Origin of the sequence: Tamlana sp. I1 (assembly GCF_015355625.1) — a bacterium.
GTDB lineage: Bacteria > Bacteroidota > Bacteroidia > Flavobacteriales > Flavobacteriaceae > Pseudotamlana.
Genome location: NZ_JACLAF010000001.1, coordinates 151,575 through 168,862, shown reverse-complemented (window position 1 = coordinate 168,862; position 17,288 = coordinate 151,575). Strand labels below are relative to the sequence as shown.

14 protein-coding genes are annotated in these 17,288 nt (G+C 33.7%); 9 read left to right on the top strand and 5 right to left on the bottom strand.

The window, feature by feature from the left end; all coding sequences use genetic code 11:
• Positions 1 to 74 precede the first annotated feature (74 nt).
• Complete coding sequence (locus H6X70_RS00615) at positions 75 to 794, bottom strand: TrmH family RNA methyltransferase (RefSeq protein ID WP_194765737.1); 720 nt, start codon at positions 792 to 794, stop codon at positions 75 to 77.
• Positions 795 to 969: 175 nt separating this feature from the next.
• Here H6X70_RS00615 and H6X70_RS00610 point away from each other — a divergent pair, with 175 nt between their 5' ends.
• The 3 genes from H6X70_RS00610 (at position 970) to accD (ending at position 5,871) form a co-directional block, all read left to right on the top strand.
• Positions 970 to 3,495 carry a BamA/TamA family outer membrane protein gene (locus tag H6X70_RS00610; RefSeq protein ID WP_194765736.1) on the top strand — a complete coding sequence of 842 codons (2,526 nt, stop codon included), beginning with the start codon at positions 970 to 972 and terminating at the stop codon, positions 3,493 to 3,495.
• A 134-nt stretch (positions 3,496 to 3,629) separates the two neighbouring features.
• On the top strand, positions 3,630 to 4,697 hold the full coding sequence (fbaA, locus tag H6X70_RS00605; RefSeq protein ID WP_194765735.1) for a class II fructose-bisphosphate aldolase: 1,068 nt from the start codon (positions 3,630 to 3,632) through the stop codon (positions 4,695 to 4,697).
• Between the two features lie 316 nt (positions 4,698 to 5,013).
• Complete coding sequence (gene accD, locus H6X70_RS00600; RefSeq protein ID WP_194765734.1) at positions 5,014 to 5,871, top strand: acetyl-CoA carboxylase, carboxyltransferase subunit beta; 858 nt, start codon at positions 5,014 to 5,016, stop codon at positions 5,869 to 5,871.
• A 33-nt stretch (positions 5,872 to 5,904) separates the two neighbouring features.
• Here accD and H6X70_RS00595 read toward each other — a convergent pair whose 3' ends face one another.
• On the bottom strand, positions 5,905 to 7,032 hold the full coding sequence (locus tag H6X70_RS00595) for a sensor histidine kinase (protein WP_194765733.1): 1,128 nt from the start codon (positions 7,030 to 7,032) through the stop codon (positions 5,905 to 5,907).
• A gap of 174 nt (positions 7,033 to 7,206) precedes the next feature.
• Between H6X70_RS00595 and rpsO the strand changes: the two genes are divergently transcribed.
• Both rpsO and H6X70_RS00585 read left to right on the top strand, forming a co-directional pair.
• Complete coding sequence (rpsO, locus tag H6X70_RS00590) at positions 7,207 to 7,476, top strand: 30S ribosomal protein S15 (protein WP_067149941.1); 270 nt, start codon at positions 7,207 to 7,209, stop codon at positions 7,474 to 7,476.
• 210 nt (positions 7,477 to 7,686) lie between these two features.
• Positions 7,687 to 9,930 carry a polyribonucleotide nucleotidyltransferase gene (locus H6X70_RS00585; RefSeq protein ID WP_194765732.1) on the top strand — a complete coding sequence of 748 codons (2,244 nt, stop codon included), beginning with the start codon at positions 7,687 to 7,689 and terminating at the stop codon, positions 9,928 to 9,930.
• A gap of 75 nt (positions 9,931 to 10,005) precedes the next feature.
• Here H6X70_RS00585 and H6X70_RS00580 read toward each other — a convergent pair whose 3' ends face one another.
• Positions 10,006 to 10,389 (bottom strand): hypothetical protein, encoded by a 384-nt coding sequence (locus H6X70_RS00580; protein ID WP_194765731.1) that lies wholly within the window; start codon positions 10,387 to 10,389, stop codon positions 10,006 to 10,008.
• A 198-nt stretch (positions 10,390 to 10,587) separates the two neighbouring features.
• On the opposite strand from H6X70_RS00580, the gene H6X70_RS00575 reads away from it, so the two are divergent.
• The 4 genes from H6X70_RS00575 (at position 10,588) to rpe (ending at position 14,343) form a co-directional block, all read left to right on the top strand.
• The gene (locus tag H6X70_RS00575) at positions 10,588 to 12,030 is read left to right on the top strand and encodes a glycosyltransferase (protein WP_194765730.1); all 1,443 of its coding nucleotides are present in this window, start codon (positions 10,588 to 10,590) and stop codon (positions 12,028 to 12,030) included.
• A 150-nt stretch (positions 12,031 to 12,180) separates the two neighbouring features.
• Positions 12,181 to 13,044, top strand: coding sequence for an RNA polymerase sigma factor RpoD/SigA (locus H6X70_RS00570; RefSeq protein ID WP_034041378.1), 864 nt, complete (start codon positions 12,181 to 12,183; stop codon positions 13,042 to 13,044).
• A 176-nt stretch (positions 13,045 to 13,220) separates the two neighbouring features.
• Positions 13,221 to 13,625, top strand: coding sequence for a BLUF domain-containing protein (locus H6X70_RS00565; RefSeq protein ID WP_194765729.1), 405 nt, complete (start codon positions 13,221 to 13,223; stop codon positions 13,623 to 13,625).
• Between the two features lie 55 nt (positions 13,626 to 13,680).
• On the top strand, positions 13,681 to 14,343 hold the full coding sequence (gene rpe, locus H6X70_RS00560; RefSeq protein WP_194765728.1) for a ribulose-phosphate 3-epimerase: 663 nt from the start codon (positions 13,681 to 13,683) through the stop codon (positions 14,341 to 14,343).
• 74 nt (positions 14,344 to 14,417) lie between these two features.
• On the opposite strand, the gene H6X70_RS00555 is transcribed toward rpe, so the two are convergent.
• Both H6X70_RS00555 and H6X70_RS00550 read right to left on the bottom strand, forming a co-directional pair.
• Positions 14,418 to 15,269 (bottom strand): zinc-dependent peptidase, encoded by an 852-nt coding sequence (locus tag H6X70_RS00555; protein ID WP_228530221.1) that lies wholly within the window; start codon positions 15,267 to 15,269, stop codon positions 14,418 to 14,420.
• 100 nt (positions 15,270 to 15,369) lie between these two features.
• Positions 15,370 to 17,226 carry a B12-binding domain-containing radical SAM protein gene (locus tag H6X70_RS00550; protein WP_194765727.1) on the bottom strand — a complete coding sequence of 619 codons (1,857 nt, stop codon included), beginning with the start codon at positions 17,224 to 17,226 and terminating at the stop codon, positions 15,370 to 15,372.
• Positions 17,227 to 17,288: the final 62 nt, after the last annotated feature.

Here is a 17,288-nt window from a genome sequence, read left to right as displayed (position 1 = left end):
ATAGTCTTACTTTTTAATTAACCATCAACTTTAATTCAGAAAATCACACCTTAAAAAACTTTCTACAAACGTTCTCAACCGCGCTTAAATTCGCTTAGTAAAATGGCGGTTGCAGTGGCGACGTTTAAACTTTCGGTTGCTTGTAACTCACCAAATCTAGGAATAGATACTTTTTTGGTTATTAAGTTTTCAACAGCTTCAGAAATTCCGTTAGCCTCGTTCCCCATTACTAAAACTCCTTGATCTGGAAGCGCATTTTTATAAACATTTTCACCTTCCATAAATGCTCCAAAAACAGGTTGGTTTTGATTTTTTAGAAAAGATTCTAAATCCAAATAACTAATGTTAACACGGGTTATAGACCCCATTGTAGCTTGGATAACTTTTGGATTAAAACAATCTACCGTGGCCGTACTACAAACCAAATCTTTAATTCCAAACCAATCGCAAAGTCTTATAATGGTTCCTAAATTACCAGGATCACGTACATCATCGAGCGCAACAATAAATCCGTTGTAATCTACTGCTTTGGGAGTTGGCATTCTAAAAATTGCTAATGCTTTATTTGGCGTAGTTAAAAAACTAATTCGTTTTAAATCGGTTTCCGAAATTAAAACTTCTGCACTTAAATTAGCATCAAAAGATTCTGTGGTATAAAGAGCATAAAGTTCTAAACTAGACTCTAAAAGTTCTTTAATCGTTTTTAATCCTTCAACAACAAAAAATCCGTGCTGTTGTCTATATTTTTTTTGCTTTAAACTCGTTATTAATTTTATCTGACTCTTAGAAAGCATGTACGTTTATTAAATTTTTATAAAGAAAAGAAAATAATTATAAGATTTGCTTAGACACGAATTAATTAAATACTTTTTTTAGCTTAAATACCGTATTTTTGAATCTTAATACGCTTATAAGGCAAATTCGGAAAACAAAAAACACCTTTTAAACCCTGAATAACTTCGATTTCATTTGAAAAAACAACTCTTAAAAATAGTCATTTTAGTATTATTCGCAGGACAACTTTTCTCATGTGATACGGTGAAAAGAGTTAAGGAAAATGAGTTGTTATTAACTGAAAATTCGGTATATATTAACGACAAAAAAGATAAATCCGAAGCCACTGAAAAACTATTATACCAACACCCTAATAAAAAAATTGCAGGCCTCCCTTTACGCCTTCATATATATAACACTGCACGCCCAAATAGAGACTCCATTTTTGAAGCATGGTTGGATAAAAACCCGAAGCGTCGAGAACGATTAAAAAGAAGATACTCACAAAAGCAGGTTGACAATTTAAAAAATTCGGCTATTGGCTTTAATAATTGGCTTAAAGAAACTGGTGAAGCTCCTATTATTATAGATGAAAAAAAGGCAAAAAAATCGGTTAAGCGTTTAGAAGACTATTACATCAATAACGGTTGGTTTAATGTTAATGCCAACTACAACATCGTCAATCTAGAAGATAAACGCGGTGAAATAGAGTTTCAAGTTAAAACTGGCACAGGTTTTCTAATCGATTCCATTTCAGAAACCATTAAATCGCCTATAGTAACAGACCTATATCAAAAATACAAACCGGAATCCTTCATCAAATCAAACGAGCAATACAAAACAAGTAATTTTGATGAAGAACGTAAAAGAATTTCCGCAAGTTTAAGAAATTCTGGGATTTATCATTTCAATCAAGATTACATCACTTTTGAAATTGACACCATTGGCACCAATAGCAAAGTTAATGTTGGATTAACCATTCAGGATCGAGCTATAAGAACTCCAGACTCCATACGCCGAGAACCTTTTGAAGTCTATCATATTAGCGATGTTAATATTATTACCGATTATACTTTTGAAAATAGAGGCAAGCCATTTCAAGACTCAGTAAGTTTTAACGGATATAAATTTTACAGTTATGGCAAAATGAGGCACAAACCAAAAGCCATTGCAGATGCTGTTTTTATAAAACCAGGCGATGTTTTTAGAGACCGCGACATGGTAAACACCTATAGGCACTTAAAAGAATTACGTACTTTTAGGTATCCTAATATTGAATTAACTGAGCATTCGAATAACACGATAACAGACACTATTTTATTAACCCCACTGAAAAAATTCAGTCTTGGTCTTAATGCCGATGTGTCTCAAAACAACATTCAAACCTTAGGTTTATCTTTAAGCCCAAGTTTGCTTGTTAGAAATATTTTTAGAGGTGCCGAAACTCTTGAAATTTCAGGAAAAGGATCTATAGGTGCTTCAAAAGAAAAAAACAACTCGAAAACCTCATTTTTTGATATTATTGAATATGGCGTCGATTTCCGTCTCACCTTTCCTAGGTTTTTCTCGCCATTTTACACCAAGCATTTAATCCCAAAATACATGTCGCCAACCACCAATATTAGTTTATCTATGACCAGCCAAACTAATATCGGGTTAGATAAACAAGCGTTTAGCGGTATTTTTAATTACAATTGGTCGCCCAACAAAACGGTTACCAATAGATTGGATTTATTTAATGTTCAATATGTTCAAAACTTAAATGTAGATGCCTATTTTGATGTTTATCAAGATTCCTATAACACGTTAAATGATATCGCAAGAGACATTAATTATATAGGACCTGATGATTATTTAGAAATACCAACCCAGGCAGATGAATTTATTGATTACGCCACAACAATTCCACCGCCACCTGGCATTACATTAAACGAATTTGAAACCGTAAATAGCATTGGCGAACGTAAAAGCAGATTAACCGAAAACAACTTAATATTCTCTACAAGTTGGAGTGTTATTGTTAATGAACGCACCAGTCTTTTTGATGAAGACTATTCAATTTTTCGTTTTAAACTAGAACCTGCAGGGAACTTACTATCCTTAGGCTCTAAGATTTTCAATATGAAAAAAGACAGTGAAGGACGTAACACGCTCTTTAACGTAGCCTATTCTCAATTTATAAAAACTGAAATTGAATACACCAAACATTGGGACTTTGGCAAAAAAAACATTTTTGCCATGCGTAGTTTTTTAGGTATCGCTGTGCCTTATGGCAACTCCAACAGTATCCCCTTTTCTAGTAGTTTCTTTGCTGGTGGTCCAAACGATAATAGAGCATGGACGGCATATAGTTTAGGCCCAGGAAGTTCGCAAACTACTGATGAGTTTAATGAAGCCAACCTAAAAATCGCGTTTAATATTGAACAGCGATTTAATATTTTCGACGAATTCTACGGCGCCGTGTTTATTGACACAGGTAACATTTGGAATGTTTTCGACAACGTAACTGATGAAGACGCCACATTTACAAGTTTCAAATCTTTAGAAGATTTAGCTGTAGGTTCAGGATTTGGTTTAAGATATGACTTTAGTTTCTTTGTATTTCGTTTAGATGTTGGTTTTAAAACCCACGACCCTGCATACGACAAAGAAAACAGATGGTTTAACGACTATAACTTCGCTAACGCTGTTTATAATATTGGTATAAACTACCCTTTTTAAGCACATTAGATTCCCTAAATTACTACAACGTTTTAGTATTGTTTTAACGATTTCACAGCAAAAAACCACCAAACATTACTTCAAAAATGATTACTTTTATACCTTACTAAATTAGAAATAAAATTTATTTAAAAATGGGACACAACATAAAACCAGGTGTAGCTACAGGACAAGAAGTTCAAGCGATTTTCAAACATGCAAAAGATAATAATTACGCGCTTCCAGCGGTAAATGTAATTGGTTCAGACACTATAAATGGTGTTTTAGAAACGGCAAGAGATTTAAATGCTCCTGTTATTATTCAATTTTCTAATGGTGGTGCGCAATTTAACGCCGGAAAAGGTTTAAGTAACGACGGACAAAAAGCTGCTATTGCTGGTGGTGTTGCAGGTGCAAAACATGTTCATACCTTAGCAGAAGCTTATGGTGTTCCTGTAATTTTACATACAGACCACTGTGCAAAGAAATTATTGCCTTGGATTGATGGTTTATTAGATGCTAGTGAAAAACATTTCGCTGAAACTGGAAAACCTTTATTCAGTTCTCATATGATTGATTTATCTGAAGAACCTCTTGAAGAGAACATTGCTATTTGCAAAACGTATTTAGAGCGTATGAGCAAAATGGGAATGACTTTAGAAATTGAACTTGGTATTACAGGTGGTGAAGAAGATGGTGTTGATAATACAGATGTTGATGATTCTAAATTATACACACAACCAGAAGAAGTTGCTTATGCTTATGAAGAATTAAGCAAAGTAAGCCCGCAATTCACTATTGCAGCTGCTTTTGGAAACGTTCACGGGGTTTACAAACCAGGTAACGTTAAATTAACGCCGAAAATTTTAAAGAATTCTCAAGAATATATTTCTAAAAAATATGGTGTAGAACACAACCATATCGATTTCGTATTCCACGGTGGTTCAGGTTCTACTGTTGAAGAAATTCGCGAAGGTATTAGCTACGGTGTTATCAAAATGAACATTGATACCGATTTACAGTATGCATTCATGACTGGAATTAGAGATTACATGGGTGAAAAATCTGAGTACTTAAAAGCACAAATTGGAAACCCTGAAGGTGATGATTCTCCAAACAAGAAATACTACGACCCAAGAGTTTGGTTACGTGCTGGTGAAACTACTTTTGTTGCACGTTTAAAAAAGGCTTTTGAAGACTTAAACAATGTAAACACCTTATAATCACAAGGTAATTTTACTACAAATAGATAACAAAAAGACTCTGCTTTAAGTAGGGTCTTTTTATTTACACAGCTATTTTACAGATAATTACAATTGTAGCTTCAATAAAATTCCAATGAGACTACTATAAAATTAAAAAATGCTTAATTTTGTAGGCAGACTTCATGTTAAATCTTTTTATTATAACTAATTCATTTTAGTTGTTATGTAAAAGACAAGGCACAAGTTTGCTACACAATAGGTGTATTTTAAATAATATTAAATCTGAAATCGGAGTTCTTTAATTAAATAAAGAAACAAAAATATACTAATCAATATGAGTTGGTTTAAAAGAAAAACAGCAGGAATTACAACAACCACTGAAGAGAAAAAAGACACGCCCAAAGGCTTGTGGTACAAATCTCCAACAGGTAAAATTGTTGATACAGAAGAACTAGAAAAAAACTTTTATGTAAGTCCGGAAGATGGTTACCATGTTAGAATAGGCAGTAAAGAATATTTCGAAATCCTTTTTGACGATAACACTTTTGAAGAGTTAGACGCTAATTTAGAGTCTAAAGACCCTTTAAAATTTGAAGACACCAAAAAATATCCAGACCGTTTAAAATCGGCACAAAATAAAACCAACCTAAAAGATGCTGTACGTACAGCCATAGGAAAATCTAAAGGGAAAGATTTAGTTGTTGCTTGTATGGATTTTGCCTTTATTGGAGGTTCGATGGGAAGTGTTGTTGGTGAAAAAATTGCAAGAGCTGCAGATTATTCTCTTAAAAACAACATACCACTAATGGTTATTTCAAAATCTGGTGGTGCACGTATGATGGAAGCTGCACTATCGTTAATGCAATTAGCAAAAACTTCGGTTAAATTAGCACAATTGGCTGATGCTGGAATTCCATATATCTCGCTTTGTACAGATCCTACAACAGGAGGTATCACGGCTTCTTTTGCCATGTTAGGAGATATTAACATTGCCGAACCAGGAGCATTAATTGGCTTTGCGGGACCTAGAATTGTAAAAGATACTACAGGAAAAGATTTACCTGACGGTTTCCAAACTTCAGAATTTTTATTGGAACACGGTTTCTTAGATTTTATTACACAACGTAAAGAATTAAAAAACAAAGTTAATCAGTATATCGATTTAATAACAAATCAACCTTTAAGAGCTTAATCAATTAAGTTTTGAACAAAATATTAAACCTGTCTACTCCAGACAGGTTTTTTTATGCGCTTTAAAATAAATGGAAAACGTGGTGCCCACATCAACCTCACTACAAACTTTCACTTTTCCGCCCATAGATTCGATATGATTTTTTGTGATAAATAAACCCACGCCAATAGCATCTTTATTTAAATGAAAGGTTTTATACATTTGGAAAAGTTTCTTACCATATTTCTCTAAATCAATGCCTTGACCATTATCCTCAATCTTTAAAATAATATAATTACCTTCTTCAGCTGATGATAATTTTACTTCAGCAACGCGATCTTCATGTCGATACTTTATAGCATTGGTTAAAAAATTCAAAATAATACTATCCAAATAAGCAGGAATCCCTTTTATTAATAAATCTTCATCAACCTCATTTTTTATTACAGTTTTCGTGTTTTTAGCAAATGCCGCCACGGTATAAATAGCTTTTTCAACATAATCGTAAAGATTTAGTTTTTGAACTTCACAAGCTTCAACTTGTTTAATTTTAGCTACTTCAGTTAAATGTGAAACGGTTTCGGCAAGATTTCCAATGGCATGGTTTAGTAAAGTGAAATTTTCATTGTCTTTTAACCACGGAAATTCTTCAGCTAAAAACCCCTCTATAGTGGATAAATTTCCTGAATGCGACCGTAAATTATGTGTAATAATTTCAGCAAAGGCGGTTAAACGTTCGTTTTGTTCGCGCACTACGCTTAGCATTAATTTAAGTTTGTCTTGGTTTAATTTTCGATTTGTTATATCTGAAAACTGCCAAATCATCTGTCCAGGGCTTCCATCAGCATTTGCAATTAACGATACCGAAATAAGCACCCAAATTATAGAGCCATCTTTATGAAAATACCGCTGCCTGACCCGGTAGCGGTTAATTTTTCCTTGTAATAACCTTTCATATTTTATTTGATGTACCCCTAAATCTTCTCTAAAAATAATATGTTCAATATTCATATTAAACAATTCGAGTCGCGTGTAACCAAATAGCTCACAAACACTATCGTTTACCTTTATCCAATCGCCGTCTAAGGTTAAAATAGCAATCCCATTATAAGTGTTATTAAAAATGCTTTCTAGAGAATCATAAGTATCAGGAAAGTTTTTTTGAGAGAATAATGCTTTCATATATATACTGTTCTGGTTATTAACAATGAATAAGGTCTTGGACTACAGCGTAATTCTAGGGAAATAATTAGTAAAAGTTACGGAAAAAAACTTTCAAACACAAAAAAGTTAGTATATTTGCCGCTCGAAAGAAAACCTTTCGTATACATAAAAATCATTTATAATAATATTAGCATGTATTTAGCAAAAGAAGCAAAAGAAGAACTTTTCGCAAAACACGGTAAAGGAAAAAACGATACCGGTTCAGCAGAAGGTCAAATCGCGTTATTTACGCACAGAATTAATCACTTAACAGAGCACTTAAAAAAGAATCGTAAAGATTTTAATACTGAGCGTTCGTTAGTAAAATTAGTAGGAAAGCGTAGAGCTTTACTAGATTACTTAACTAAGAAAGATATCTTAAGATATCGTGCCATAGTAAAAGAATTAGGATTAAGAAAATAAGAAAAATCGAGGCTTTAATTAGCCTCTTTTTTTTATCTTAGCATCAAATCTTTTAACCTTATTTTTCAAGGTTAAAGCACAAATATAACTCGTGCGTAAGAGTTTAAACTACGCATTGAAGAAGCTAAATTACAGTTTTTCATTGGTCAAACACAACAACTACACACAACAACACAACGACCATTGTTTAATTTAGAATTAAAAAAATTTATGATTCCAAAAGTTTTTAGAGAGGTCATAGACCTAGGTGACGGTAGAGAAATTTCTATTGAAACTGGAAAGTTAGCAAAACAGGCACATGGTTCTGTTGTTGTTCAATCAGGAAAATGTATGTTATTATGTACAGTCGTTTCCAACTACAAACAAGCTGATGTTGATTTTTTACCATTAACGGTAGATTATAGAGAAAAATTTGCAGCGGCAGGACGTTACCCAGGTGGTTTCTTCAAAAGAGAAGCAAGACCAAGTGACGGGGAGGTTTTAACCATGCGTTTAGTAGACCGTGTTTTACGTCCGTTATTCCCAAAAGATTACCATTCAGAAACTCAGGTAATGATTCAGTTAATGTCGCACGACGAAAACGTTATGCCAGATGCTATGGCTGGATTAGCCGCTTCTGCAGCGATTCAATTATCTGATTTCCCTTTTGAATGTCCAATTTCTGAAGCTAGAGTTGGTCGTATTAACGGTGAATTTATCATCAACCCAACAAGAGCACAATTAGAAGAATCTGACATCGATATGATGATTGGAGCATCTGCTGATTCTGTGATGATGGTTGAAGGTGAAATGGATGAGATTTCTGAAGAAGAAATGACCGAAGCAATCAAATTTGCACACGAAGCCATTAAAGTACAATGTGCTGCTCAGGTAAAATTAGCCGAAGCATTTGGTAAAAAAGAAACTCGTGAGTACGAACCAGAACGTGAAGATGCTGATTTAGCACAAAAAATTCACGATATGGCATACGATAAAGTATATGCTGTAGCAAGAGCAGCTTCTGCAAAGCACGAAAGAAGTGCGGCTTTTGAAGCCATTAAAGAAGAAATTATCGCTTCATTTTCTGAAGAAGAATTAGAAGATTTTGGTGGTTTAATTTCTAAATATTTCTACAAAGCTGAAAAAGCTGCAGTTAGAGATTTAACTTTAAATGAAGGTTTACGTTTAGACGGTAGAAAAACCGACGAAATCAGACCAATTTGGTGTGAGGTAGATTACTTACCATCAACTCATGGTTCGGCAATCTTTACACGTGGCGAAACTCAAGCATTAGCAACTGTAACTTTAGGTACTTCTAGAGAAGCAAACCAAGTAGATATGCCATCTTTTGAAGGTGAAGAACGCTTCTACTTACACTATAACTTCCCTCCTTTTTCAACTGGTGAAGCACGTCCTATTCGTGGAACATCACGTCGTGAAGTAGGTCATGGTAACTTAGCACAACGTGCCTTAAAAGGTATGGTGCCTGAAGATTGCCCATATACAGTAAGAGTTGTTTCAGAAGTTTTAGAATCTAATGGTTCTTCTTCTATGGCAACGGTTTGTTCTGGAACAATGGCGCTTATGGATGCTGGTGTTCAATTGAAAAAACCTGTTTCTGGTATCGCTATGGGATTAATTTCTGATGCTGAATCTGGAAAATACGCAGTACTTTCTGATATTTTAGGTGATGAAGATCACTTAGGTGATATGGACTTTAAAGTAACTGGTACTGCCGATGGTATTACAGCTTGCCAAATGGATATTAAAGTAAAAGGACTTTCTTATGAAATTCTTGTAAATGCTTTAAAACAAGCTCGTGACGGACGTTTACATATTTTAGGTAAGATTACCGATACGATTGCTGCTCCGAATGCAGATGTTAAAGCACATTCACCAAAAATGATAACCCGTAGAATTCCTAACGAATTTATTGGTGCATTAATTGGTCCTGGTGGAAAAGTAATTCAGGAATTACAAAAAGAAACCAACACTACTATTGTTATTAATGAAGATCCTGTTACAGAAGAAGGTATCGTTGAAATTTTAGGTGTAGGTAACGAAGGTATTGCTGCGGTTCAAGCAAAAATAGACTCTTTATTATTTAAACCTGAAGTAGGTAGCATTTACAAAGTAAAAGTTATTAAAATGCTTGATTTTGGTGCTGTTGTAGAATATCTTGACGCACCAGGAAACGAAGTATTATTACACGTAAGTGAATTAGCTTGGGAACGTACTGAAAACGTTAGCGACGTAGTTAACATGGGTGATGTTTTTGATGTGAAGTACTTTGGAGTTGATCCAAGAACTCGTAAAGAGAAGGTATCTCGTAAAGCCATTTTACCAAAACCAGAAGGTTATGTAGCAAGACCACCTAGAGAAAATAATGATCGCGGTGGACGCGATAACAGAGGTAGAGATAATCGTGGACGTGACAACCGTCGTGACGATAGAAAACCTAGAGAAGATAAATAAGATTAATTACTAATCTTTTAATCATATTTAGAGCCAATTTTGAAATTCAAAATTGGCTCTTTTTTAATGCCTTAATTAAAATTCAATTCCAGAATCAAAATTTGGTTTTGCAAAAACAGCAATAAGCCCACCTACAACAGCTAAAGGAATAAGTACATTATAAACGGTAGACATTGTTTTATTTTGTAAACGTATACGTTTAACATCATCCTCAACAATTTTAACTTTTTCTAGTTGCCCATTCGATTTAATCAAACCATAAAACACCTCATCTTCTTGAACGATGCGCTTAAATTTAAAAACAGTATCTGAAGATGTGTATAATTTAGCAGGACTTCCACTTAAAACGGCATCACTTAACGCTGTATTTGTTTTATAATACACCTTACAAGATTGAAATAAAATCCCCAAGGAGATTACAATCGCAAATAATTTATATGTCCCAAAAACTGTTTTCATTTTAAACAGTGTAAAGAATTAATTATCAAACACAAACAAGATAAAATCTCACCACTAAAGTTACAAAATTTAATCGGATTTAGTGAAATCCCTTTATTCAACACAGCTGAAACAACTTCACATAACGTTAAATTTTTCAAAAAAAGCATCTAAACACCACATAAGCCCGTATAAAGTACAAACCCATTCGATAAGAATATGAAAACAAAAAAAGCAAAAATTCAAGATCAAAATCCTACACCTCCTTCAAAAAAAACAAGTCAATTCCAGAGTTATTTCAATAAAATTAAAAACCTTTCAACGAACAAAACCGGAAGCGCATGGGGCATTTTGGTTTTAGTTTGCACCTTTTTATTGATGATTGATGCGGTATATCTCTTTTACTTACTTCAGAATGATTTTTACGATTTTAATTTAGAACAATCTCAATCTATTTTTGGTTCTATTTTTATGATGATTGGTGCTGGTTTACTTCTTTTTAAAACCAGTTTTTTCATGTACACTCTGTATAAATATTTTTGCTATAAGGCTGTCGAGTCGGTTTCAGATGAAGAATTACCAACCTGCACCGTAATTGTCCCTGCTTACAACGAAGGTAAATTGGTTTGGGATACCTTAATAAGTTTAGCTAACAGCGAATATCCTGAAGAAAAACTACAAATTTTAGCCATTGATGATGGTAGTAAAGATGATACATGGCAATGGATGCTTAAAGCTAAGCAACAATTAGGAAACCGATTAGAAATTTGTCAACAACCTGAAAACAAAGGAAAGCGTCATGCTTTATACCGTGGATTTAACGAAGGTTCAGGCGAAATATTTGTAACGGTAGATAGCGATTCTGTAGTAAACACAGATACCTTAAGAAATTTGGTAAGTCCGTTTGTAAACAATGAAAAATGTGGTGCTGTTGCAGGAAATATTCGTGTTTTAAACAACAAAAAAGCCTTACTTCCTAAAATGTTAGACGTCAGTTTTGTTTTAAGTTTCGAGTTTGTACGTTCTGCCGAAAGCACCCTTAACTCGGTACTTTGTACGCCTGGTGCCTTAGCCGCTTACAGAAGAACTGCTGTTTTTGCTTGTCTTCCAGCTTGGATTAATCAAACATTTATGGGACAACCTTCTGATATTGGTGAAGATCGCGCCATGACCAACATGATTTTAAAACAAGGACTTCACGTATTGTTTCAACGTAACGCCTACGCCTATACCAATGTACCTGAACAATATAAAGGGTTATATAAAATGTTTATTAGATGGGGACGCAGCAATGTTCGTGAAAATCTTGAAATGTCTAAATACGTGTTTACAAATTTCAAAAAAGAATCGAAAACAGGAACTCGTCTTTTATTTTTAAGTCAGTCACTTGAAATTATCATGACTTATCCGTTTTTAATTTTCATGTTATTTTTCGTTTACACACACCCTTTACTTTTTATAAGTTCAACGTTATTAAGTATCTTGGTAATCTCAACATTTTCTGTAATATTTTACGCAAACCGATATAAAGTATCCGAATCTTTTTGGGCCTACACCTACAGTATTTTATACACATTCGGTTTATTCTGGATTACGCCTTATGCCATTGTAACAGCTAGTAAAAGAGGTTGGTTAACCCGTGATATCCCTGTAAAAAAATAGATTTACTTCTCCTAAAACTGAAGTTACTTTTAGGTATTCAAAAATAATTTACAAAAATAGATTACACTTTTTGTAACAAAATCTGTTATGTTCACGTATAACTATTGAATGCCCTATTTATTCACATCTAAAATTACAGGAGAATATTAAATGAGACAGCTAAAAATTACGAAGCAGGTAACCAACAGAGAAACCGCTTCGTTAGACAAATATTTGCAAGAAATTGGAAAAGTTGATTTAATTACTGCAGACGAAGAAGTAGAATTAGCACAACGTATTAAAGCAGGAGATCAAATTGCTTTAGAGAAATTAACAAAGGCTAATTTACGTTTCGTTGTATCGGTAGCAAAACAATACCAAAATCAAGGTTTAACCCTACCCGATTTAATTAACGAAGGAAACTTAGGTTTAATTAAAGCGGCACAACGTTTTGATGAAACCCGTGGTTTTAAGTTCATTTCTTATGCCGTTTGGTGGATTCGTCAATCGATTCTTCAAGCCTTAGCTGAACAATCTCGTATTGTACGTTTACCTTTAAACAAAATTGGCTCGATTAACAAAATTAATAAAACATTTGCCTTTTTAGAGCAAAGTCATGAGCGTCCGCCTTCTGCTGAAGAAATTGCAAAAGAATTGGACATGACGATTAACGATGTTAAAGAGTCTATGAAAAATTCTGGTCGCCATGTAAGTATGGATGCCCCTTTAGTTGAAGGTGAAGACTCTAACTTATACGATGTATTAAACAGTGGTGAATCTCCAAATCCAGATCGCGAATTATTACACGAGTCTTTACGCACTGAAATCGAACGTGCTTTAGAAACGCTTACGCCTCGTGAGGCAGACGTTATTCGTTTATACTTTGGTTTAGGAAACCAACACCCAATGACTTTAGAAGAAATTGGTGAAACTTTCGATTTAACACGTGAACGTGTTAGACAAATTAAAGAAAAAGCAATTCGTAGGTTAAAACACACCTCTAGAAGCAAAATATTAAAAACCTATTTAGGATAGTAATTACTTAAAATTACGACCTATATACAACAACAAACAGTTACATCATAACTGTTCGTTTTTTGATTGATGAAAGAACCCTCGGCTGATTACCGGGGGTTTACTTTTTAGGTGTTTTTCAACTATAATATAACTATCTTTATAGTCAACTATAAACAAGCCCTCAAAAAACAATCATGCTAAAAACCATTTGTTACATTAGCGATTCCTCTAGAAATCTTACTTTTGATGTTCAAAAGGACATTTACAAAAAAGCTAAAATAAACAACTCAAAAAATCATATTACAGGTGTTCTTATCTACAAAAACTATAATTTTTTACAGGTTTTAGAAGGCCCTAAAGATATGGTCGATGCCACATATAAAAGAATTAGTAGCGACCCTAGACATGGTAATATTTTCAAAGTTATTAACACAAGTATAGAATCCCGTATTTTTGAAGATTATAATTTTGGCTTTACCGTAATTGACGACAAAACGGAAATTAATAACCTACACGACTATTTAAAATGGCTCAAACTAGGACATAACAAGCTAGCGAATGAAGTTATTGGAATGGTAGAAAATTTTATTGAAAACTAATATCATTCCTAAATCAAAACCTTTATTTTTGCACAAAATTATAAGACACAATCTAATGAGTTCAAAATTAATTGCTCCATCGGTTTTAGCGGCAGATTTCGCAAACCTTCAACGTGATATAGAAATGGTTAACAACAGTGAAGCCGATTGGTTTCATATCGATATCATGGATGGTATTTTTGTTCCAAACATCTCTTTTGGAATGCCTGTTTTAGAAGCTATTGCTAAACACGCTAAAAAAACCATTGATGTTCATTTAATGATTGTTGATCCTGACAGATACATTAAAACTTTCGCTGAATTAGGAAGCGATGTTTTAACGGTACACTACGAAGCCTGTACACATTTGCATAGAACACTTCAAGCGATTAAAGCAGAAGGCATGAAAGCTGGTGTTGCACTTAACCCACATACCAACGTTAATGTTTTAGAAGATACAATCAACGATATTGATTTGGTTTGTATTATGAGTGTGAATCCTGGTTTTGGAGGTCAAAGTTTTATTGATAACACCTTTAAAAAAGTAAGACAACTTAAAGAATTAATTGTAACCAAAGGTGCAAATACTTTAATTGAAATTGATGGTGGTGTAACGAATAAAAACGCCAAGCAACTCACAGATGCTGGTGCAGATGTATTGGTAGCAGGCAGCTATGTTTTTAAAAGCAATACACAAATTGAAACTATTAAGGATTTAAAAGCTCTTGCTAATTCTTAATACTCAAATTTATAATTATTAGACGCGGCTGACAGAGAAGCATATTTGATGTTAGCCTCGCCTAATAAAACACGCTAATACCCAGCAAAATTAAAATTAAGCATTTGCTTAGTTTTATTGTACACCTCAGGGAATTTTGTTCTAAACTCTAAAGGTGTTTCGATAAAAGTTTCCATAATTACGGCTAAAAACTCAAATTGATTGGTAAACGCATATTTTCTAAAATAATGTGAATCTACCAACTTGTCTCGTAAACCTGGCGTGTTTTGTAAAAGCTCCGTTAATTCATTAAAAGAGTCGCTAAATATGGTGGCGCTTATGTCGCGTTCTTTAATACTATTTATATGAATGGCATGCGTAAACTCATGAATGCCTAAATTTAAATTATCATTTCTGATATCTAGACCTGTTTTAAAATCGCTCCAGCTTAACACCAAAGCGTGTAATTTTGGATTAAACTCACCTTTATGATAGGTTTTATTTAAATTAGAATAATACACTTCTGGATAAACCACAATTTTAGAAATAATACCAATATAATAATCTCTAAAACCAAAAGTAAGCATAACAGCTGTTGCCGAGATTAACACTTTAACCTCGTCGGTAATTACAAAACCATTTCTTGCAATAAAATCTTTATCCTTAATAAAAGAAGCCACACGATGCTCAAAATAACCTTGATGTTTTGGATCTAATTTATTATAAAACGGAAAACTTGCTCTTAAAATAGATTTTTGAGAAGCGTTAAGCTTCTTCGGAAATAAATAAAAATGTGTATACCAAGGTTTACGCCTTCTTAAAACATAACCCATTTCTAGAGTCTTGAAGAAAAAATGCAATATCATATAAAACAATATGGCGAATATTCCCCCTAAAATAATTTGGCTCATAAAATTATCGGTTTCTATGACTAAAAGTAAGTTCATACCATTATTACTTAAACACCAATAATAAGATTATTTTCACAAATGAACTAACATGTCTTGAAAATAACACATTATACTTTGATATAATTCCCACTCGGTTTTACAACAAAAAACCATCAATTAAACCCTCTGGGTGGCTGGTTTGGCTTACTGGAAACTCAAACCAATTTTGTAAGTTTTCGTTAAATCCGGCTTTGTTTAAATAATTATGTAAGGCCAGGTTTAATCCTTTGGTGTATTTAGGGTGGTTGGCGCCCTGAACATCTTTGTGATATAAATCGTTTTGGGCAAAGCCTTTAAATTTAGGCCCTGTAATTGTTATTCCAAAATCCTGAGGATTCTTACCAATAGGACTATGAATCGTTGTTGTAAATTGATGCCAATATGCTGATTGAATACAGTTTCTTTCAAATAATTGTCTAACAATTTCTAGGGAATCGATGGTTTCTTGTTCAGTTTGCGTTGGAAATCCATACATAAGGTAAGCATGAACCATGATGTTGTTTTTAGAAAAATTATGAGTAACTCGTGTTACCTGCGCGATATCTACTCCCTTTTTCATTTTAGCTAACAATCTATCTGAAGCAACTTCTAAACCTCCTGTTACGGCAATACACCCCGATTTAGCCATGAGTTCACATAATTCGAAATCGAATGTTTTTTCAAATCGAATGTTTGTCCACCATGTGATATTTACACGTCTTTCTAACAGTTTATTGGATAAAGCTCGTAACATTTTCGGTGGCGCAGCTTCATCAACAAAATGAAACCCTGTTATTCCTGTATCTTTAACTATTTTTTCAATTTTATCAACTAAATCATCTGCTGTTGTATTTTGATAATTGGCAATGTAATCCAAATTCACATCGCAAAACGAGCATTGTTTCCAATAGCACCCATGAGAAATGGTTAATTTATTCCACCGAGCATCTGTCCACATCCGATGCATGGGGTTTACAACATCTAAAAAAGACACATATTTATGGAAAGGCAAGCCTGAATAATTTGGTGCAGGTAAGTTCCTGTGATGAAAAATCGTATTGGATGTTTTATTTTTGTAAACCACTTTATCGCTTTCTAAAACGAAGGTTCTTTCCAAGTCATCACTTTCAATTTTACCTTCAAGATAACGCACTATTTTTAGTAAAGGCCCTTCCCCATCGTCTAATGAAATAAAATCGACAAATTCAAAAATTCTAGGATCTTCAAGCGAACGTAGCTCGGTATTACAATAACCGCCACCAAAAGCCACATGAATATCTGGAAAAAGTTGTTTTATAAATTGCGCACATCTTAAGGCTGCGAATAAATTCCCTGGAAAAGGAATGGTAAAACATACTAATTTTGGCTGAATCTTTTCAATTTGCTCAACCAATAAGTCCAACATTTTTTCTTCAATAAGTGTTGGTTGATAACTTAAAAACGAATCAATTTCATCGAAACTACTAGCTGAAGTTGCAATTTGTTCAGCATATTTAGTAAACGCAAAAAACTCATCGACATTGGCTTGAATAAAATCGCCAATTTCTTCAATAAACAAAGTGGTATAATGCTTGGCTTTATCGATAACCCCCATATCGCCCGTAGCCCATTCTATTTGCGTATTAACCTTTTTTAATCGGTGCCCCTGCGGTAAAAAATTGGGTTCTAAAATTTTTCTTGCGGTTTTAATATCGTATTTCTGAAGAAAACTTATAACCAAATCAACCCTAGATATATACAAGGACTTCATTTTACTAACTTCAGGGTATTGGAAATTCTTTAAATCTTCAGCTTCCTGAAAAACATCAGATAAAAAATCACTTTTAAAAACAGCGGTAAATAACTCAATGCTTAAATCGCAATGTGTCGCAGAAATTTCATGTGCTTCCAAAAAACCTTTAAGATAGGCTGTTGCTGGATAAGCAGTGTTTAATTGCGTAAACGGTGGTGTGATTAAAAGGACATTAAATTTCATCGTACAAAGATAGCTTTCTTTAAAAATAAACAACTACCCTTTTAAAGCATAACATGATTTTC